This window comes from Alteromonas sp. M12 (genome assembly GCF_037478005.1).
Taxonomy (GTDB): Bacteria; Pseudomonadota; Gammaproteobacteria; order Enterobacterales; family Alteromonadaceae; genus Aliiglaciecola; species Aliiglaciecola lipolytica_A.
In genome coordinates this window covers 3047049-3062891 of sequence record NZ_CP144164.1, presented here as the reverse complement: position 1 = coordinate 3062891, position 15843 = coordinate 3047049, and the positions used below count along the sequence as shown (strand labels likewise).

Genomic DNA, 15843 nt, shown 5'->3' with positions numbered 1-15843 from the left:
GAATAACGAAATGCAACTTAAAAAAGTATTTAAAGGTTTGGTGATTGCACTGCCATTGGTGACCGTGATGGCGTGTACTACAACAGATAATGGTGTAGACGAAGCAGCAGCCAAAGAAGCAGCAGCGGCACAAGCAGCGGCTGACCAAGCTGCAAGACAAGCTGAAGCTGAAAAAGCAGAAGTAATGGCGATGCAGCAACGTGAAAAAATGGAAGCTGAACAGCGTGCTAGAGATTTAGCAAGTTTAGAGCAGGATCAAGTGGTTTACTTCGACTTTGATACGTCGAATCTAACTTCATCTGCACGAGCTATTTTATCTAAGCATGCAGCGTTTTTGGCAGCAAACCCAAATCAATCTGTCGTAATTGAAGGTCACTGTGACCGTCGTGGTACTCCTGAGTACAACATTGCATTGGGTGAAAGACGTGCTAAATCAGTACAAACATATCTGTTAAATGCTAACGTAAATTCATCACAGATTTCTGTGGTTTCTTATGGCGAAGAAAAACCTGCAGCAAATGGCACGTCTGAATCTGCATTTGCGCAAAATCGTCGTGGTGTTTTGGTATATCAATAAGATTGAGTCATTATGATTAAACGCATGAAAGCGATTAGTCTTTTACTTGTATACGGAGCCGCAGTTAATGCGGCTCCTGCGCCTGTAACAGACTTAAACGATGGATCCCTAACTAAACGTGTCGAAGTGTTAGAGCGTATCTTAGATTCACGCACAGAGATGCAGCATCGGATTCAACAACAGTTAGATGAAATGCAAAACGAAGTAAGCGAAATGCGCGGAACGTTAGAATTGCATAATCATCAGCTTGAAAAGATTTTAGAAAGACAACGTGAGTTGTATTTAGAAATTGATAAACGTATTGCTGCTGTTAATACTCAGAGTAGTCAGCAACAGTCGAGCGCTAATTCTAGCTCCAATAATCCTGCACAGATTTCGCAAGTAGAAGTGCCTGATTCTAGCAATGTAAGTGAAAGTGATGCGTATGATCGCGCTGTTAATTTAATCTTACGGGATAAACAATACGATTTAGCGATTCCAGAATTTCAATCGTTCATAAAAACCTACCCAAATTCCAGTTATGCGGCAAATGCACATTATTGGTTGGGGCAACTGTTGTTTAATAAACAACAGTGGGAAAGTGCAGCAGAACAATTCCAAATATTGGTGAGTGGTTACCCTGATTCATCAAAACGTGCTGATGCATTATTCAAATTAGGTGTGGTTGAACAGCGTAGAGATAATTTAGCCAGAGCAAAACAACTGTTCGAACAGGTTTTATCTGAATATCCAGATTCTGCATCGAGTCGTCTCGCAAATTCACGTTTAAGTGCGATGAATTAATTCAAAAATTAATAATTTTTTAAATTAGTTTGAATTAATTTTAGGATTAAAAACGGTATAAATCATATTTTAGTGCACATAATTTATACCGTTTTCGCCTTACTTGCTTAGTTTTTCAACGAAAAGACAAATAATTTAAAATAACCTCAGTTTTAGGTTGCACCACGAAGATATTTGAGTATTATATGCCGCCGTTGCAGGAGGTCTGTAACAAAACTGAAAAAGGGTCGTTAGCTCAGTTGGTAGAGCAGTTGACTTTTAATCAATTGGTCGCTGGTTCGAATCCAGCACGACCCACCAATTTCAGTTTAGAGTAAACATCCCTTCGGGGAGGACAGGATGTCCAAAATAATTCAGTACAACATTTACTGAATTAGTAAGAAGCTTCAATAGATGGGTCGTTAGCTCAGTTGGTAGAGCAGTTGACTTTTAATCAATTGGTCGCTGGTTCGAATCCAGCACGACCCACCATCTTATCAATATCCTTGTAATACAAATTCCAAAACCTTAAATTCCAAACATCATGCAATTCGTGCAGGATGAGAACCAGCCCGTTCGACAAATTGTCGGGAACAATTTGTACAGCCGCAGGCTGCCCGAAGGGTGAAAGGCAGGATGCCTGGAATAAATCCAGCACGACCCACCATCTTAGAAAATTTCTCAATATAAAAATTAAACAATCAATCCACAAAATATCATGCAATTCGTGCAGGGTGAGAACCAGCCCGTTCGACAAATTGTCGGGAACAATTCTGTAGGCGGGTGCTTTAGCCCCGCGAAGGTTGATGCATTGTCTATGGCCATGGCCTAAAGGCCGTGCTACAGGATGTGTAGGCGGGTGCTTTAGCCCGGTGATGGTTGATGCATTGTCTATGGCCACGGCCTAAAGGCCGAGCTACAGGATGTGTAGGCGGGTGCTTTAGCCCGGTGATGGTTGATGCATTGCCTATGGCCACGGCCTAAAGGCCGAGCTACAAGGTGTGTAGGCGGGTGCTTTAGCCCCGTGATGGTTGATGCATTGTCTATGGCCACGGCCTAAAGGCCGAGCTACAAGGTGTGTAGGCGGGTGCTTTAGCCCCGTGATGGTTGATGCATTGTCTATGGCCATGGCCTAAAGGCCGTGCTACAGGGTGTGTAGGCGGGTGTATTAGCCCCGTGATGGTTGATGCATTGTCTATGGCCACGGCCTAAAGGCCGTGCTACAGGGGGTGTAGGCGGGTGCTTTAGCCCCGTGATGGTTGATGCATTGTCTATGGCCACGGCCTAAAGGCCGTGCTACAGGATGTGTAGGCGTGTTTTAGCCCCGCGATGGTTGATGCATTGTCTATGGCCACGGCCTAAAGGCCGAGCTACAAGGTGAGGGCGCTTCAGAGGCTCTTGTTGGCTAGCCGGCGAGGAAAATACATCTTACTCTGGATTTGCGGCTAAACGCCCTTAGATTCGTGCTCAAGCTGCCTAGGATAGGTTGGCATCGACAGCTTGGTTGCAAAGTTAATAAGCAATAACGTTATTACTTGTTGATCTGCGTCGTTATGCGCAGCCTTCAATGTATAAAATGGCTGGGTAGCTACCCAGTCTGAAACTGGTCACTTTATCGCGGTAAGTTTCAAAAATAAGACCGTTGCCATTGTTTAACTTAACTTCTAAATACTCGCCTTCTTCTCCGAGGTAAGGGTGCACAGACACTTTTACGTCGTTATAAGTTTTAATCACATCGGCTTTAGATGAATCTATGCCTAATCCTTCTTGAGTTTGTATTTGCGAGAGTTGCTCATCAATATCGAAACGCACAACAATACCATCCATTACCATGATATAGGGTCCATCAGCGTGGGTTTTAGGCTCTAGGTAAAAACAAGATTGCGGTTCATCATAAAAGACCTCCTGTGACTGATAATTTTTAAGTAGCTTAATGGCGCTATCAGCTTGCGAACCTATTTTGATTCCAGCATATTCATCATCTTTGAGATTGTTGGCCAGCACGGATTGAGTCAGTAGTAGGGTAGCTAGTAGTGTAATGCGCATATCGTTCTCTTCAGTAATATGAGGTTATTTTTAAGTCTTTAGGCGTTACCTGCGCTATTTGCCTGTATAACGTGGCAAGTACGGCGGTATTTTTTAATGAGCGGCATTTTACCTTTGCTAGTCAAGGTTAACTCAGCTTTATTTTTAAATCGTCTTTGTAACGTCGCGATAGATTTAAGGTGTTACCCGCCTTTAAGGTTATTTTACCGTCGCCACTGGGCTGATACTGTATATTGTCTATGGCCGCTAAGTTCACGGCAAAGCTGCGGTGAACTCGACTAAAACCTTTATCACTCAGTCGGGCTATGGTGTCGTTTAACGTGCCTCGCAAAGGATAGATGCGTCCTTGTTTGTGTAAATTCACATAGTTTCCGGCTGATTCTAACCATTCAATTTCATCGATTTTCACTAAAAACTCTTTATCTAGCTTTTTGACTAATAAAAAAATCCGGTGACGGAGCGGGCGAGGGCGCAGACATTGAGTCGGGTTTTGCACAAACCGCTTCTTCTTGGTCATTGACTAAACTCGCTTCTCCTTTAAGTCGTGCATAAAGCGACTGCATAACTTGATACAGAATTAACCAGAATACATATCCCCATGCATCTTTGCGGTATTCGTACCAAAATTCCCTCAGCCAAGGGGAGAAATCGTAATTTCCACCGTCTAACATGTAGACCCATTCTCGAAACATCACCATTAAGCCGACATGGGCCGCTGAATATAAAATAGTGATCAAAAAATGGATAAAAAGCTGTCGACCTAGATTGGCAAAACGCAGTGGCATGCGAGCAAATAATGCGAAAATAAACGGCAACAAAATGAGTGTGCTTAATGCACTAGAATATTCCCAAACATAGGGTTCCCACATCTGAATTTGAACATCATTAGAGCGATTATGTTCCATCCAAACACTGGAGGCATTAATACTGTTATTAATAAGTAGATAAGCTGCAATCAGCAAATAGCTATACAGATATTTATGTTGATCGAATTTTTCAAACCAAGTTGATTTTTGTTTATCCCGCATATCCACCGCTTATCCCTTTTGCCTTTCGATTGGTCATTGCGCTCTGTTTTTATTGTGTTTTGAGGCGGATGCTAAATCAACACATTTCTTTTACAAGCGGTGGGAATTAAACATGACACTATCATCTAATCAACGTCGTTATGATATTGATTGGCTAAGAAACTTAGCCTTTTTGATCCTGATTTTCTATCACATTGGAATGTACTATGTGTTTGATTGGGGCTGGCATATTAAGAGCGCAGAAACGTTTCGTTGGTTACAAGAAGTGATGATTTTAACCAATACATGGCGCATGTCGTTGTTATTTTTTATCAGCGCTATGGCATTGTCATTAATTGAAAAACGCTACTCCATTTGGAGTTTAATGGGACTTAGAACCAACCGCTTATTTGTGCCTTTGATATTTGGCATGTTTGTCATAGTCGCACCTCAAGTATATATCGAGGCACGGGCTCAAAACTTAATTCCAGAAGGATTTTGGTCATTTTGGGTGGAATATATCAATCCCAATACGGATTTACTAAAAGAACATCAGTCGATTATCGGTTTGCTTACCTGGAATCATCTTTGGTTTTTACCCTATTTGTGGATTTACAGTTTAATTGTATTGGTGATTAGGCCATTGTTGGCCAACGTTATTGGCAGCAGGTTTTTTCAAAATATTCCCTTTGTGGTGGCTTTTATTTGCATAGTCGCAGGGCTGTTACTGGTGTACTTAACCTTGCGTCTTGCTTATCCCACTACCCACGATCTAACCAATGATTGGTATAATCATGCTAAGTCTTTTCTAATTTTTGTATTTGGCTATACTTTTGCCCAACAAATGCGCTGGTGGAATACTGTTATTGCTAAGCGTCGTTGGTTTTTATATCTGGCCATTTTAGGCTATTTGTTTATTGTTGCTGACAGAAACGGCGCTTTTACCTGGCTGGCCGAGCAATATGAGGGTTCGATTGCAGTGCGAGGCCTGTACGGCACGATTTTTATCATTAACCTTTGGGCGTGGATATTTAGCTTAGTGGGCTACGCAGGCCAATATTTAAATCGTCCAGCAAAATTTGTTAGCTATGCAAATAAAGCCGTATTGCCTTGGTATATGTTTCACCAAACCCTTATTGTGGTGCTAGCTTGGTATCTAAAGCCTTATAACTTACCTACATTTTTTGATTTTCTTTTGATATTGTCCGGCACCGTCATTGGATGTCTAATCGGCTATGAAATTGTCAAACGTACTGCAATCACGAGGTGGTTGTTTGGTCTGAAACACAGCTAATAGTAAAAATAATACCCACAAAAATACTGGGTTTTTCATTCGTTTGTAATAATTGTATAATACGCAAACATGTTAACCCTGTTTACAAGAGACCATGATGACGCAGGTGAATCGCATCGATTCTATTGACTACCCATTTCCGGCAAAACCAGAAGTACTCAACGCAGCACAAAACGCTTTTTATACTGATGAAATTAAACGTTTATTGGTTGAAAAAAACGCAGTTTTAGTTGCCCACTATTACACCGATCCTGAAATTCAGGCACTGGCCGAGGCTACCGGTGGCTTTATCTCTGATTCATTAGAGATGGCAAGATACGGCCGCGATAGTGATGCACAAACGCTGATTGTTGCAGGCGTGAAATTTATGGGCGAGACCTCAAAAATATTGAGCCCCCAAAAGACGGTGCTAATGCCAACTTTAGAGGCTACTTGTTCGTTGGACTTAGGCTGTCCAATTGATGAGTTTAGTGCGTTTTGTGATGCCCATCCAGATCACACCGTAGTAGTGTATGCGAATACCTCCGCAGCGGTGAAAGCGCGAGCAGATTGGGTAGTGACATCCAGTATTGCCCTAGAAATCGTCGAACATTTGGACGCCATGGGTGAAAAAATTCTGTGGGGACCTGATCGACACTTAGGTGCATACATCGCCAAACAAACCGGTGCCGACATGTTGATGTGGCAAGGTGAGTGTATTGTGCACGACGAGTTCTCGGCAAAAGCGCTGCAAAACATGAAGCACCTGCATCCTGAAGCAGCAGTATTAGTGCATCCTGAGTCACCAGCCAGTGTAGTTGAAATGGCCGACGCGGTGGGCTCTACTACTCAATTAATCAAAGCATCTCAGACCTTAAGTAATGAAAAGTTCATTGTCGCTACTGACCGCGGTATTTTTTATAAAATGCAGCAATTAGCGCCCCACAAAACGTTTTATGAAGCCCCAACTGGCGGCAACGGTGCAACCTGTAAAAGCTGCGCTCACTGTCCATGGATGGCGATGAATGGCTTAAAAGCGATTTACGATTCATTGATGGATAATAGCGGACATGAAATTTTTGTAGACGAGGCACTTAGACAAAAAGCCTTAGTTCCGCTAAATCGTATGCTCGATTTTGCCGCTGAACTAAAAATGAAACTAGTCGGCAACGCCTAGTTTATCAATATCACCAGTGGTTAATTTGAAATGCCAGCCATGCTGGCATTTTCATTTTTGCTTCACCTAAACCCTATAAAGTTACACCACCCAACAAACCACATAGGATTATGCCATGTTAGATTTGAGTAAATACAAAGGGATTGTTTTTGACATGGATGGCACCTTGATAGATTCAATGGGGTCACATGCAACCGCTTGGCAACAAACCTGTGAGAGTTTCGGAATTCCTTACGATAGAGAATATATTCACTCTCTTGGCGGCGTACCTACCAGAGAAATTGCCAAACTACTGAATGAAAAGTATGGTCTAAACTGCGATTTAGATGGTGTCGCTAAGAAAAAGCGCGATGCATGGCTTGCTCTTGATGATAACCTGACAATCATTCCGGACACTTTTGAAGTTATGCAGAGGTATCAAGGCAAGTTAAAAATGGGCGTTGGTACAGGTTCAGAGCGGACTAACGCGATTCGCATGTTAACTGAAACCGGATTGTTAGACAGATTAGAGACGGTTGTTACTTCATCCGATGTTACGCAGGGTAAGCCCCATGGCGAAACATTTTTATCGGTGGCTAAAAATATGGGATTAACCGCTAATGAATGTGTCGTGTTTGAAGACACCAAAATAGGTAAACAAGCAGCCGAAAATGCAGGGATGGACTGCATCATGGTAATAAATGGAAAAATCCAACTTCCTTAACTTTTTGAACAAGTATTAATCACTATTATTAAACCTTAGCAAATAATGCTAAATAATAATCCTACAAACGCCAGTTTATTGGTTTTTCTACTTGCTTACGGGCGCGTATTTCCCTAACATACGCACCCGTCTGAAAGTGACGGCAAGTAACATACTTGAGTAACGCGCACGCCGAGCGCCGATTTTAATGTTTACATTTTATATCGAAACGGGGAAGAATTTGGAGAGGTGGGTGAAGCCGGCCTCTTTAGGTGCGCAGCACCGCCCGGCTGAACGGCCGGACATGGATGTACGGACTGGGTGCCGATCATCATGGATGTGTTAGCTCTGAGATAATTTCGAAGAGCAAGTGAAACAATTTGGAGAGGTGGGTGAAGCCGGCCTCTTTAGGTGCGCAGCACCGCCCGGCTGAACGGCCGGACATGGATGTACGGACTGGGTGCCGATCATCATGGATGTGTTAGCTCTGAGATAATTTCGAAGAGCAAGTGAAACAATTTGGAGAGGTGGGTGAAGCCGGCCTCTTTAGGTGCACAGCACCGCCCGGCTGAACGGCCGGACATGGATGTACGGACTGGGTGCCGATCATCATGGATGTGTTAGCTCTGAGATAATTTCGAAGAGCAAGTGAAACAATTTGGAGAGGTGGCTGAGTGGCTGAAGGCGCACGCCTGGAAAGTGTGTTTAGGGTTAAACCTAACGAGGGTTCGAATCCCTCTCTCTCCGCCAAATTTATCAAAAAACCAGCAACTTAGTTGCTGGTTTTTTTGTTTGGGATCAGTTCCACTAAGTTCAGATATGTTTATTCCATTGTTTTCACTATGCAATAAAGTCATGGACAGGCATAAACTCATGGACAGGCATATTTTAAGATAGTAGGAATTGTTGAAATCAAAACCTTCGGGGTCAGCTCCCTTTGATTTCAGAGTAAATGATTTCCATCATTCTCAAAACCTGTGGGATCTGGCCCGCTTATTTCGTAGACGCAGGGGGCTTTTGCCAGTATCTAAGCCCACGTATTTTATAAAATCCAACTTTTCAGCAACAAACAATGACCCGGTTAGCAAAAATAATGCTTTTTACTTTAGTGTGATTAGTCGGCTAATTTTGGGGTTGACTTTAATGAGTATCGAGTGAAATTAAACAGTAAAAATAAAGAGAATAAAATGTTCGCAGGTTTAGATTTTGGTACGTCTAATTGTTCCATTGGTATAATAGAACAAAATGAACCTGTTCTTATTCCTCTTGAAGATGGCGAAACCACGATTCCTTCTTGTGTATTTTTAGAGCATGGAGTTATTAAACCAGAAAAAGTATCGGAGACAGATTTATTAGCTCGTGTGAAAGCAGAAAAAGCGGTACAAACCAAAAGAGCTAAAAGTGAAACAGACGCGCGGGTTTTCACCGATGCTGAACTAATTAATATTTTTCGCAAAATAATCAGAGCTGAAAATCGCGAAGATGCTAAAACTGATCAACGTATGAAAACCGTAATGGAAGCGCTGGAGTTGAGCGACGATATTATTATTGGTCGAGAAGCGGAATTAGCGCACATTACAAATCCTGAAAATGGCTTTTACATTAAGTCGCCCAAATCTTTTTTAGGTGCAAAAATCACCAAAGCTCAACAAGCCATATTTGCATCTGTTATTGAGAAAATGCTGGCGTTTATAAAAGAAGAATCTGAATATATAAAGGGCATTGAGCTGGAGAGTGTTGTTATTGGCAGGCCCGTTAATTTTCATGGTTTACAAGAAAAAGATGGAAATAGTCAAGCCCTTAGTATTCTTACCTCAGCGGCAAAAAAAGTGGGTTTTAGAGATATTGAATTTTTAATGGAGCCACTTGCAGCAGCATACGATTATGAAAGACAGTTAAGTCAAGATAAGGTGGTGCTTATTATTGATTTAGGTGGCGGTACAACAGACTGTTCGGTGGTTAAACTTGGACCCAGTTATATCAACAGCGATATTCGAGAGAGTAATATTCTTGGTTGCTCAGGAAAACGGATAGGGGGCATTGATATTGACAACAAACTAGCGCTAATGGGGATAATGCCGAACTTTGGTAAAGATATTATATTAACTAACGACCTGCCGATTCCTCCCACATTATTCAGGCAGGCTGTGTGTGTTAATGATGTCGCTGCGCAGCGTGAGTTTAATTCAAATAGAACCGGTGTGGAATTGCAACGATATTGTTTTATGTCTTTGGATAATAGAATCGAGCGATTAAAAAAGTTGCGTGACGACAAACTAGGGCTCAAATTAAATAAGAGTTCTGAATTAACCAAAATAGCACTTTCAACCAACAATTTGACCGAGGTTAATCTCGATTATATTGAATCAAATTTACAAATCTCGGTTAGCCGAGATCAACTAGGTGATGCCATCAGTGGCGAATTAAAGCAAATTGAGTCTATCGTGAATGAGTCTTTACTGCAGTCAGGCGCTAAACCCGACACCATTTTTGTAACCGGCGGTACTGCAATTTCACCCGTCATCAAACAATGGATAAGCGCTATGTTCCCCGATACTGAGATTGTCATTGGGAACCATTTTGGTAGCGTTACAACTGGCCTAATTACCCATGCCCAACGCATATTTGGGAACTAAATCAGTAAATCATGGACAGGCATTTTTAAAGGTAGTGAAAAAAGAGGCCTATAACTTTTACTGGAGTCTGATGAAAAGTATGAATGCGTTCGTAATTTAGGTAAATACCTATGCAATCATCGATTTCTGACTAATAAAAGCCATTTGAGGGAATTTAGGGCAGGGTTAGGCTTACTGCTTGTGCAAAGAAACAATTGAAATGAAAAGGACTTCAAGGGGAGAGGTTAACCTACAGAATTCTTTAGCCGACGTTTTCGCTTATAGCGTTTCAAGGTGTCTGATTGCCCTGCAGCCACGCTAAAATTGGTTTCAAAGGTCAAAAACATATCTTGCCAGGTGTGTTCATCCAACCCTAAACGTTGCAATATGGGTGATTCACTCATATCAATTGCCCCTCTTTTATTGGGATTAAGACTGCGACCAGATAGGTCAACCAACTTAAGATATTCGACTAAATGGAACGTTAGTCCCTGCGGTTGTGGTTGTTTTGGATTACCAACAAAAGGCATTAACGTAGAGGGCTGATAACCTTTCTTAAAATCATGAATACGACGCTTAATACTGGTGTGGTTAGATGACTCTGGGGTTGTTGCCATTTTTGCCCGGATAGGGTTTAAGTCTACGTACACCATACAGGCTGCTAAGGCATGTTCATCTAACAGTGCTTGTGATTTGAATCGCCCTTCCCAAAAGTGACCGGTACAGTCATCCTCTTGATTAGCTTGTCGAGCAATCGGCTCATTCAATTCTCGCATAAACCAGCTAATGTCGGTCAACCGATTACGATAAACGGACAAAGTTGACTGGAGTGTGATTTGTTCAGCGTCTGTGAACACGGGAGCTTCTTTTGAGGTTAACCTCTGTGAGAGCAAGGTTCCTTTGTGAAGCTTGTGCCAGCGCTGAGCAATCTCTGTATCCGTCCAATGTTTAGCTTTGTCAGCATTCACATGTAAAACCACATGGGTGTGATTGCTCATCACTGCATAGGCACAAACTTCGATGGCAAATACGGTGGTTAAAAACAACAACCTGTCTTCTACCCACTGGCGACGATGTTCATAGCTTTTCCCTGTCAGTTCATCTTCACCACACAAAAAGGCACGCCGGACACATCGGGATACACAATGATAATAAGGGGTATCTGAAAGATTGATTTGTCGCTTCCTTGCCAGTGGCATCACTCACTCCTTGAATTAAACATACTAAAGCATAGTTGATTCTATTTTCCTAAGAGTCTAGTTCTAGTCTAGTTTGTGGCTGTCCATGTTGGCTGTTTGTTGGCTCACAAAGATATATGGCTGTCCATGTTTGCACATGTATATGTGGCTGTCCATGTTTGCACATGTTTGCAAATTAGTGTGTTGATGTGTATTTATCTCATTGTTTTAGTTCTAGTTATTGTTGGTATTGCATTCACGAGGTTTCGAATCCCTCTCTCTTCGCCAAATACTAAAACCTGCGAATCGAAAGGTTCGCGGTTTTTTTGTAATTGGCGGTAGGAACTACTTAATATTTTCCTGCGTTAACACCCCTTTATTAATCAGTTGCGCAAAAACCTCTGCGCACTTTATTCTGAAATGTTCTCTGAGCAATCGCACGGCTGGAGTAATTGTTTGTCTGCTTGGACAGATCAGCCATAGTTCCGTCGGTTTGGGGGCAAATTCCTTTAATATCGGCACAACTTTGTCGTTAAGTAGGTCGTTCGACATATCTAAGCTAGACTTTGTCGCTATGCCTTTTCCATTTACACACCAACGCCTAACCAACTCGGCGTCGTTTGAAGCTCGATTACTTTGTACTTTTACTTTTATCGATTTTTCATTGTGATCGAATTCCCAAACGTCGTGAATAATGTCATGAAGTTGATATAAAAGGCCGTTATGGGTGGTTAAATCATTGGGATGTTGTGGTAACCCGTTGTTTTTCAAATATTCGGTTGTTGCACAAATTACACGGGGAACCTTGCAAATTTTAAAACCATATAAGTTTGCATCATTCGGTGTGCCATAGCGTAAAGCGATATCAACAGGATCTCGATAGAAGTCAATATTACTGTCACTAATATGTAGCTTGACGCTAACGCCTGCGTGCTCATGTATAAACTCATCAAGCCAAGGTAGAATTAAATTGCGACCTAAATCTGAAGGTACCGAAATTCTTAATTCACCATCAATGACATCTAAATCCTCTTTCACATTTTGCTTAGCGAAATTGAGTAATTGTAATGCTTGTTCACAGTTGGGAATGTATTTTTCACCGGCAACGGAGAGCCTCAAATGTCGAGTGGTTCGGATAAATAACTCAACCCCTAACGCACGTTCAACTCGCTTTATAGCAGCGCTTGCTGTTGCTGTGCGCATATCTAAACTTTCTGCCGCCGCTGTAATATTGCGAAATTCAGCCACTTTTAAAATTACGTTAAGGTCTTCTAGTAACATGATTGTCAAAAATTATTTGATAAAGATTCAATCATTATGCTGTTTTTGTTTCGTTAAGCAAGCTCTATAATTTCTCCCAAGTTGATTAACAACGTCAAAACACAGGAATATAATTATGAAAGCAATTGGCTACAAACAAGCGTTACCTATTAATAACCCTGAATCTCTTATTGATATCGAACTGCCACAACCTACTGCATCAGGACATGACTTATTAGTTAGCGTCAAGTCGATTGCGGTTAACCCTGTTGATTACAAAATTCGCCAAAATGTTACCCCTGAGGCTGATGCATACAAAGTGCTAGGTTGGGATGCAGTTGGTGAAGTTGTGGCTATCGGCGATTTAGTTACCCAATTTAAACCAGGTGACAAGGTGTTTTATGCTGGTGATTTGAATCGTCAGGGCGGTAACGCGGAATTTCAGTTAGTGGATGAACGTATTGTTGGTCACAAACCAAAGAGCTTGTCTGACAGTGAAGCAGCGGCATTACCGTTGACAGCAATCACCGCGTGGGAACTGTTGTTCGAACGTTTAGCCATTAAACAACAGCTCCCAGATACAAAAGAGCAGTCAAAGGATATCATTTTGATTATTGGCGCTGCAGGCGGCGTTGGCTCGATATTAGTTCAATTAGCCAGTGCTTTAACAGGTGCAACTGTTATCGCGACCGCTTCTCGTGAAAGCTCAGCAAACTGGGTAAAAAAATTGGGAGCGGATTATGTTATTGATCATTCTAAGCCTCTGGTTGCGCAAATTGAACAATTAAACATCGGGCAAGTGACCCATGTTGCGAGTTTAACCCATACAGATTCATACCTTGATAGCTATGTAGAATTGTTAGCACCAATGGGAAAAATTGCCTTAATTGATGATCCTGAATCCCTTGATATCAGCAAGCTGAAAGCTAAAAGTTTATCGCTGCACTGGGAGTTTATGTTTACTCGCTCAATGTTTACGGCCGATGATATGATTGAGCAGCATCACATACTGAATAAAGTAAGTGATTTGATTGACCAAGGTTATATCCAAACCACTGTAGGTAAACATCTTGGGACAATTAATGCGGCGAATCTAAGAGCCGCTCATGAAGAACTTGAATCAGGCAAATCGATCGGAAAAATCGTGTTGGAAGGCTTTTAAGCAACCAACTTAGCAGATCAAACTGAACAATATTAATTGGGAAATTAGCATGACTCAATTAACCATAGTGGCCAATATTAAAGCCGCTCCAGGCAAAGTAGATTTAGTCAAAGCGGAGCTGTTAAAGCTTATCGAGACTACCCGCAATGAAGCTGGATGCATCAACTACGACTTACATCAAGATAACGAAAATCCAGCGCATTTTATGTTTTATGAAAACTGGCAGACACGTGAACTTTGGCAAACCCACATGGGCAACCAGCACTTAGCGGATTATATGGCTGCCACTGAAGGTTGCGTTGAAGAATTTATTTTAAATGAAATGACGGTAATTAGCGCATAGATTAATGTTAATGGCATGAACAAAACGTATTTCACCAACTAGCTGGTTAGCGATGTGCACATCGAGCTAAAACGGTGGTTACGTTTTGTTCTATCTATTGCAGGGTAATAGTTGTTAATTGTAACTGCGAAGATAAACGGCTAATCAATGGTATAAACAACTAATAAATCATCGGGAATCGAGGTACTGCCTCGCAAATACCCCAGAGTTCCTTCATTGTCGATTAGATACTCAAGCAAAGTACGCTCATTGGCGAATTCTTTCGGTGCTTTTTTACGCCCAGTAAAGCGCATTTGCGCCCAATATGATTGGATTCGCGACTCTGTTAACCCCACCACTTTTGTATTGAATATCACGCGGGTTACGTTATCTGGTGATAATGCGATTACGTTCAGATCATTAGGCATCATACCGCCCATATATAAATTACGTATTTGTTGCCGGTTAAGCTGAATTGATTTATCTGAAATGTTGGCAACCACCACTATAGTTTCATTTGCCCTAGCAACTTGAAAAAAACAAAGTGATGCGAGCAGCAGCAAAATGCCCCATTTTTTCATAGAAATATCCATTCAATTCCTAGTTGATACAAGACCCCATGGCCATCGAATCCTCCTAAATCTTTGATCGCAAAATCGTTACTTACTTTTTCAGCGTCAACGTAGGTGACTTCTGCTTTAAACGCCACGTTATATCGCCAGTCCCACCTAAGGCCAATTTTAGTGCCTTTGCTCTTATCGTCAGGAAAACCGCTGAGTACGGATTCGTAGGTTGCCGCTAGAAAGTCAAGTTCATCTGAAATACCGTAGGGGATTTCATTAGGTCCGTGATCGTAATGCACATATCGAGCGCCGTAGGAAATATATAAAGTGTATGGATGAAAGTTGTAACCTGCGGAAATGTAGAAGCTATCTATGTCGGGAACTGGACCACTTTCACCCACCATTCTCGCAACTTCGCTACGTACAAAATAATCTAGGTTCTCATAATTAGCACTTAGTTGATAAAAATGAATGAGACCATCCGGATTAAGTGATGCTGCATTTTGACTAAACCCATACTGATTGAGCAATTCAGCAAACTGTGTTGCAGCAGGAAGTTGCAGTTTAGCGTTTCCTTGGTTGTAGGCTGCCCGAAACGTTAACCCATTATAGGATGCACTGGTATTAACTCCGAAAAGCCCTGTTACCTTGGTATCGATTTCGCCGCTAGCTAAATAAATTTTATCGTCGTAATAACCCCAATATCCTTCAAAGTTCATCACCCAATCGTGATAAATATATTGGTAATTAGCCAACACCCCTTCAAAGGTTGAAAAGAATGCCGTGTCATAAAATTGCTGGGGTAGCGTTAACCATGGGTAAGCAAAACCGACATCGACGCTGTCACTGTAATTGAAAAATGGTATGCGCTGCTTGCCAAGTTTAAACTGAAGTGCGGTATTGGACGGGGTATAGGTTAAATAAAGCCATTCCAATCCTGAAGAACGTAGCTCACTTGTGTGACCTATCAACTGGCCGGTTAAAGAAAGCTGATCACTTAAAGTGTAATCTGCTTGCAGCCCAAGAAGGGATTGCTGGTCGAAACTTATGCTGTTGTCATAGCCCACGTACTCAGCATTTTCATCATCTAAATGACCCATAACCACACGAGCAAATCCGGAAAACTGCAATTTTTCATCAGCTTCTTCGGCGTAAAGTGTCGGCGCCCAGTAAAGCAGCATTAAACAGCATGTGGAAAATGCAATAGATAGTCGGCACT

Annotated in this window: 15 protein-coding genes and 3 tRNA genes; 11 read left to right on the top strand and 7 right to left on the bottom strand. The window is 41.8% G+C overall.

Going from position 1 to position 15843, the window contains the following annotated elements:
- Positions 1-10: 10 nt before the first annotated feature.
- From pal to VUI23_RS13200, 4 genes are all read left to right on the top strand, one after another.
- Positions 11-577, top strand: coding sequence for a peptidoglycan-associated lipoprotein Pal (pal, locus tag VUI23_RS13215; protein ID WP_216048355.1), 567 nt, complete (start codon positions 11-13; stop codon positions 575-577).
- A 12-nt stretch (positions 578-589) separates the two neighbouring features.
- Entirely contained in the window at positions 590-1360 is a 771-nt protein-coding gene (ybgF, locus tag VUI23_RS13210) for a tol-pal system protein YbgF (RefSeq protein WP_216048356.1), read from the top strand.
- A 224-nt stretch (positions 1361-1584) separates the two neighbouring features.
- Positions 1585-1660: transfer RNA gene (locus tag VUI23_RS13205), tRNA-Lys, on the top strand.
- 95 nt (positions 1661-1755) lie between these two features.
- Positions 1756-1831 (top strand) — tRNA-Lys (locus VUI23_RS13200).
- A gap of 1059 nt (positions 1832-2890) precedes the next feature.
- Here the strand turns inward: VUI23_RS13200 and VUI23_RS13195 are convergent.
- The 3 genes from VUI23_RS13195 to VUI23_RS13185 all read right to left on the bottom strand — a co-directional run bounded on the left by VUI23_RS13195 (position 2891) and on the right by VUI23_RS13185 (position 4413).
- Positions 2891-3385 (bottom strand): hypothetical protein, encoded by a 495-nt coding sequence (locus VUI23_RS13195; RefSeq protein WP_216048357.1) that lies wholly within the window; start codon positions 3383-3385, stop codon positions 2891-2893.
- A gap of 127 nt (positions 3386-3512) precedes the next feature.
- Positions 3513-3794, bottom strand: a complete 282-nt coding sequence (locus VUI23_RS13190; protein WP_342804648.1) for a LytTR family DNA-binding domain-containing protein — start codon at positions 3792-3794, stop codon at positions 3513-3515.
- A gap of 10 nt (positions 3795-3804) precedes the next feature.
- Positions 3805-4413 carry a hypothetical protein gene (locus VUI23_RS13185; protein ID WP_342804647.1) on the bottom strand — a complete coding sequence of 203 codons (609 nt, stop codon included), beginning with the start codon at positions 4411-4413 and terminating at the stop codon, positions 3805-3807.
- Between the two features lie 112 nt (positions 4414-4525).
- Here VUI23_RS13185 and VUI23_RS13180 point away from each other — a divergent pair, with 112 nt between their 5' ends.
- The 5 genes from VUI23_RS13180 to yegD all read left to right on the top strand — a co-directional run bounded on the left by VUI23_RS13180 (position 4526) and on the right by yegD (position 10160).
- Positions 4526-5686: an acyltransferase family protein gene (locus tag VUI23_RS13180; RefSeq protein ID WP_342804646.1), complete on the top strand. Its 1161-nt coding sequence runs from the start codon at positions 4526-4528 to the stop codon at positions 5684-5686.
- A 97-nt stretch (positions 5687-5783) separates the two neighbouring features.
- Positions 5784-6842, top strand: a complete 1059-nt coding sequence (gene nadA / locus VUI23_RS13175) for a quinolinate synthase NadA (RefSeq protein WP_342808294.1) — start codon at positions 5784-5786, stop codon at positions 6840-6842.
- Between the two features lie 115 nt (positions 6843-6957).
- Positions 6958-7545, top strand: coding sequence for a beta-phosphoglucomutase family hydrolase (locus tag VUI23_RS13170; RefSeq protein WP_342804645.1), 588 nt, complete (start codon positions 6958-6960; stop codon positions 7543-7545).
- A gap of 639 nt (positions 7546-8184) precedes the next feature.
- Positions 8185-8274, top strand: a tRNA-Ser gene (locus VUI23_RS13165).
- A gap of 404 nt (positions 8275-8678) precedes the next feature.
- Positions 8679-10160, top strand: coding sequence for a molecular chaperone (yegD, locus tag VUI23_RS13160; protein ID WP_342804644.1), 1482 nt, complete (start codon positions 8679-8681; stop codon positions 10158-10160).
- Positions 10161-10384: 224 nt separating this feature from the next.
- Here yegD and VUI23_RS13155 read toward each other — a convergent pair whose 3' ends face one another.
- Positions 10385-11338, bottom strand: a complete 954-nt coding sequence (locus tag VUI23_RS13155; RefSeq protein WP_342804643.1) for a transposase — start codon at positions 11336-11338, stop codon at positions 10385-10387.
- Between the two features lie 324 nt (positions 11339-11662).
- Positions 11663-12598, bottom strand: coding sequence for a LysR family transcriptional regulator (locus VUI23_RS13150; protein ID WP_342804642.1), 936 nt, complete (start codon positions 12596-12598; stop codon positions 11663-11665).
- Between the two features lie 115 nt (positions 12599-12713).
- On the opposite strand from VUI23_RS13150, the gene VUI23_RS13145 reads away from it, so the two are divergent.
- Together VUI23_RS13145 and VUI23_RS13140 are read left to right on the top strand one after the other, a co-directional pair.
- Entirely contained in the window at positions 12714-13739 is a 1026-nt protein-coding gene (locus tag VUI23_RS13145; RefSeq protein WP_342804641.1) for a zinc-binding alcohol dehydrogenase family protein, read from the top strand.
- A 49-nt stretch (positions 13740-13788) separates the two neighbouring features.
- Positions 13789-14082, top strand: a complete 294-nt coding sequence (locus VUI23_RS13140) for a putative quinol monooxygenase (protein WP_342804640.1) — start codon at positions 13789-13791, stop codon at positions 14080-14082.
- A 140-nt stretch (positions 14083-14222) separates the two neighbouring features.
- Here VUI23_RS13140 and VUI23_RS13135 read toward each other — a convergent pair whose 3' ends face one another.
- Positions 14223-14642, bottom strand: coding sequence for a hypothetical protein (locus VUI23_RS13135; RefSeq protein ID WP_342804639.1), 420 nt, complete (start codon positions 14640-14642; stop codon positions 14223-14225).
- Positions 14639-15805: a hypothetical protein gene (locus VUI23_RS13130; protein WP_342804638.1), complete on the bottom strand. Its 1167-nt coding sequence runs from the start codon at positions 15803-15805 to the stop codon at positions 14639-14641. The genes VUI23_RS13135 and VUI23_RS13130 overlap by 4 nt, the downstream gene beginning before the upstream one ends.
- Positions 15806-15843 lie beyond the last annotated feature (38 nt).

Coding starts and splice junctions, on each gene's coding strand:
- pal (WP_216048355.1), top strand. CDS start 11: ATGCAACTTAAAAAAGTATTTAAAGGTTTGGTGATTGCACTGCCATTG.
- ybgF (WP_216048356.1), top strand. CDS start 590: ATGATTAAACGCATGAAAGCGATTAGTCTTTTACTTGTATACGGAGCC.
- VUI23_RS13195 (WP_216048357.1), bottom strand. CDS start 3,385: ATGCGCATTACACTACTAGCTACCCTACTACTGACTCAATCCGTGCTG.
- VUI23_RS13185 (WP_342804647.1), bottom strand. CDS start 4,413: ATGCGGGATAAACAAAAATCAACTTGGTTTGAAAAATTCGATCAACAT.
- VUI23_RS13180 (WP_342804646.1), top strand. CDS start 4,526: ATGACACTATCATCTAATCAACGTCGTTATGATATTGATTGGCTAAGA.
- nadA (WP_342808294.1), top strand. CDS start 5,784: ATGACGCAGGTGAATCGCATCGATTCTATTGACTACCCATTTCCGGCA.
- VUI23_RS13170 (WP_342804645.1), top strand. CDS start 6,958: ATGTTAGATTTGAGTAAATACAAAGGGATTGTTTTTGACATGGATGGC.
- VUI23_RS13155 (WP_342804643.1), bottom strand. CDS start 11,338: ATGCCACTGGCAAGGAAGCGACAAATCAATCTTTCAGATACCCCTTAT.
- VUI23_RS13150 (WP_342804642.1), bottom strand. CDS start 12,598: ATGTTACTAGAAGACCTTAACGTAATTTTAAAAGTGGCTGAATTTCGC.
- VUI23_RS13145 (WP_342804641.1), top strand. CDS start 12,714: ATGAAAGCAATTGGCTACAAACAAGCGTTACCTATTAATAACCCTGAA.
- VUI23_RS13140 (WP_342804640.1), top strand. CDS start 13,789: ATGACTCAATTAACCATAGTGGCCAATATTAAAGCCGCTCCAGGCAAA.
- VUI23_RS13135 (WP_342804639.1), bottom strand. CDS start 14,642: ATGAAAAAATGGGGCATTTTGCTGCTGCTCGCATCACTTTGTTTTTTT.
- VUI23_RS13130 (WP_342804638.1), bottom strand. CDS start 15,805: ATGCTGCTTTACTGGGCGCCGACACTTTACGCCGAAGAAGCTGATGAA.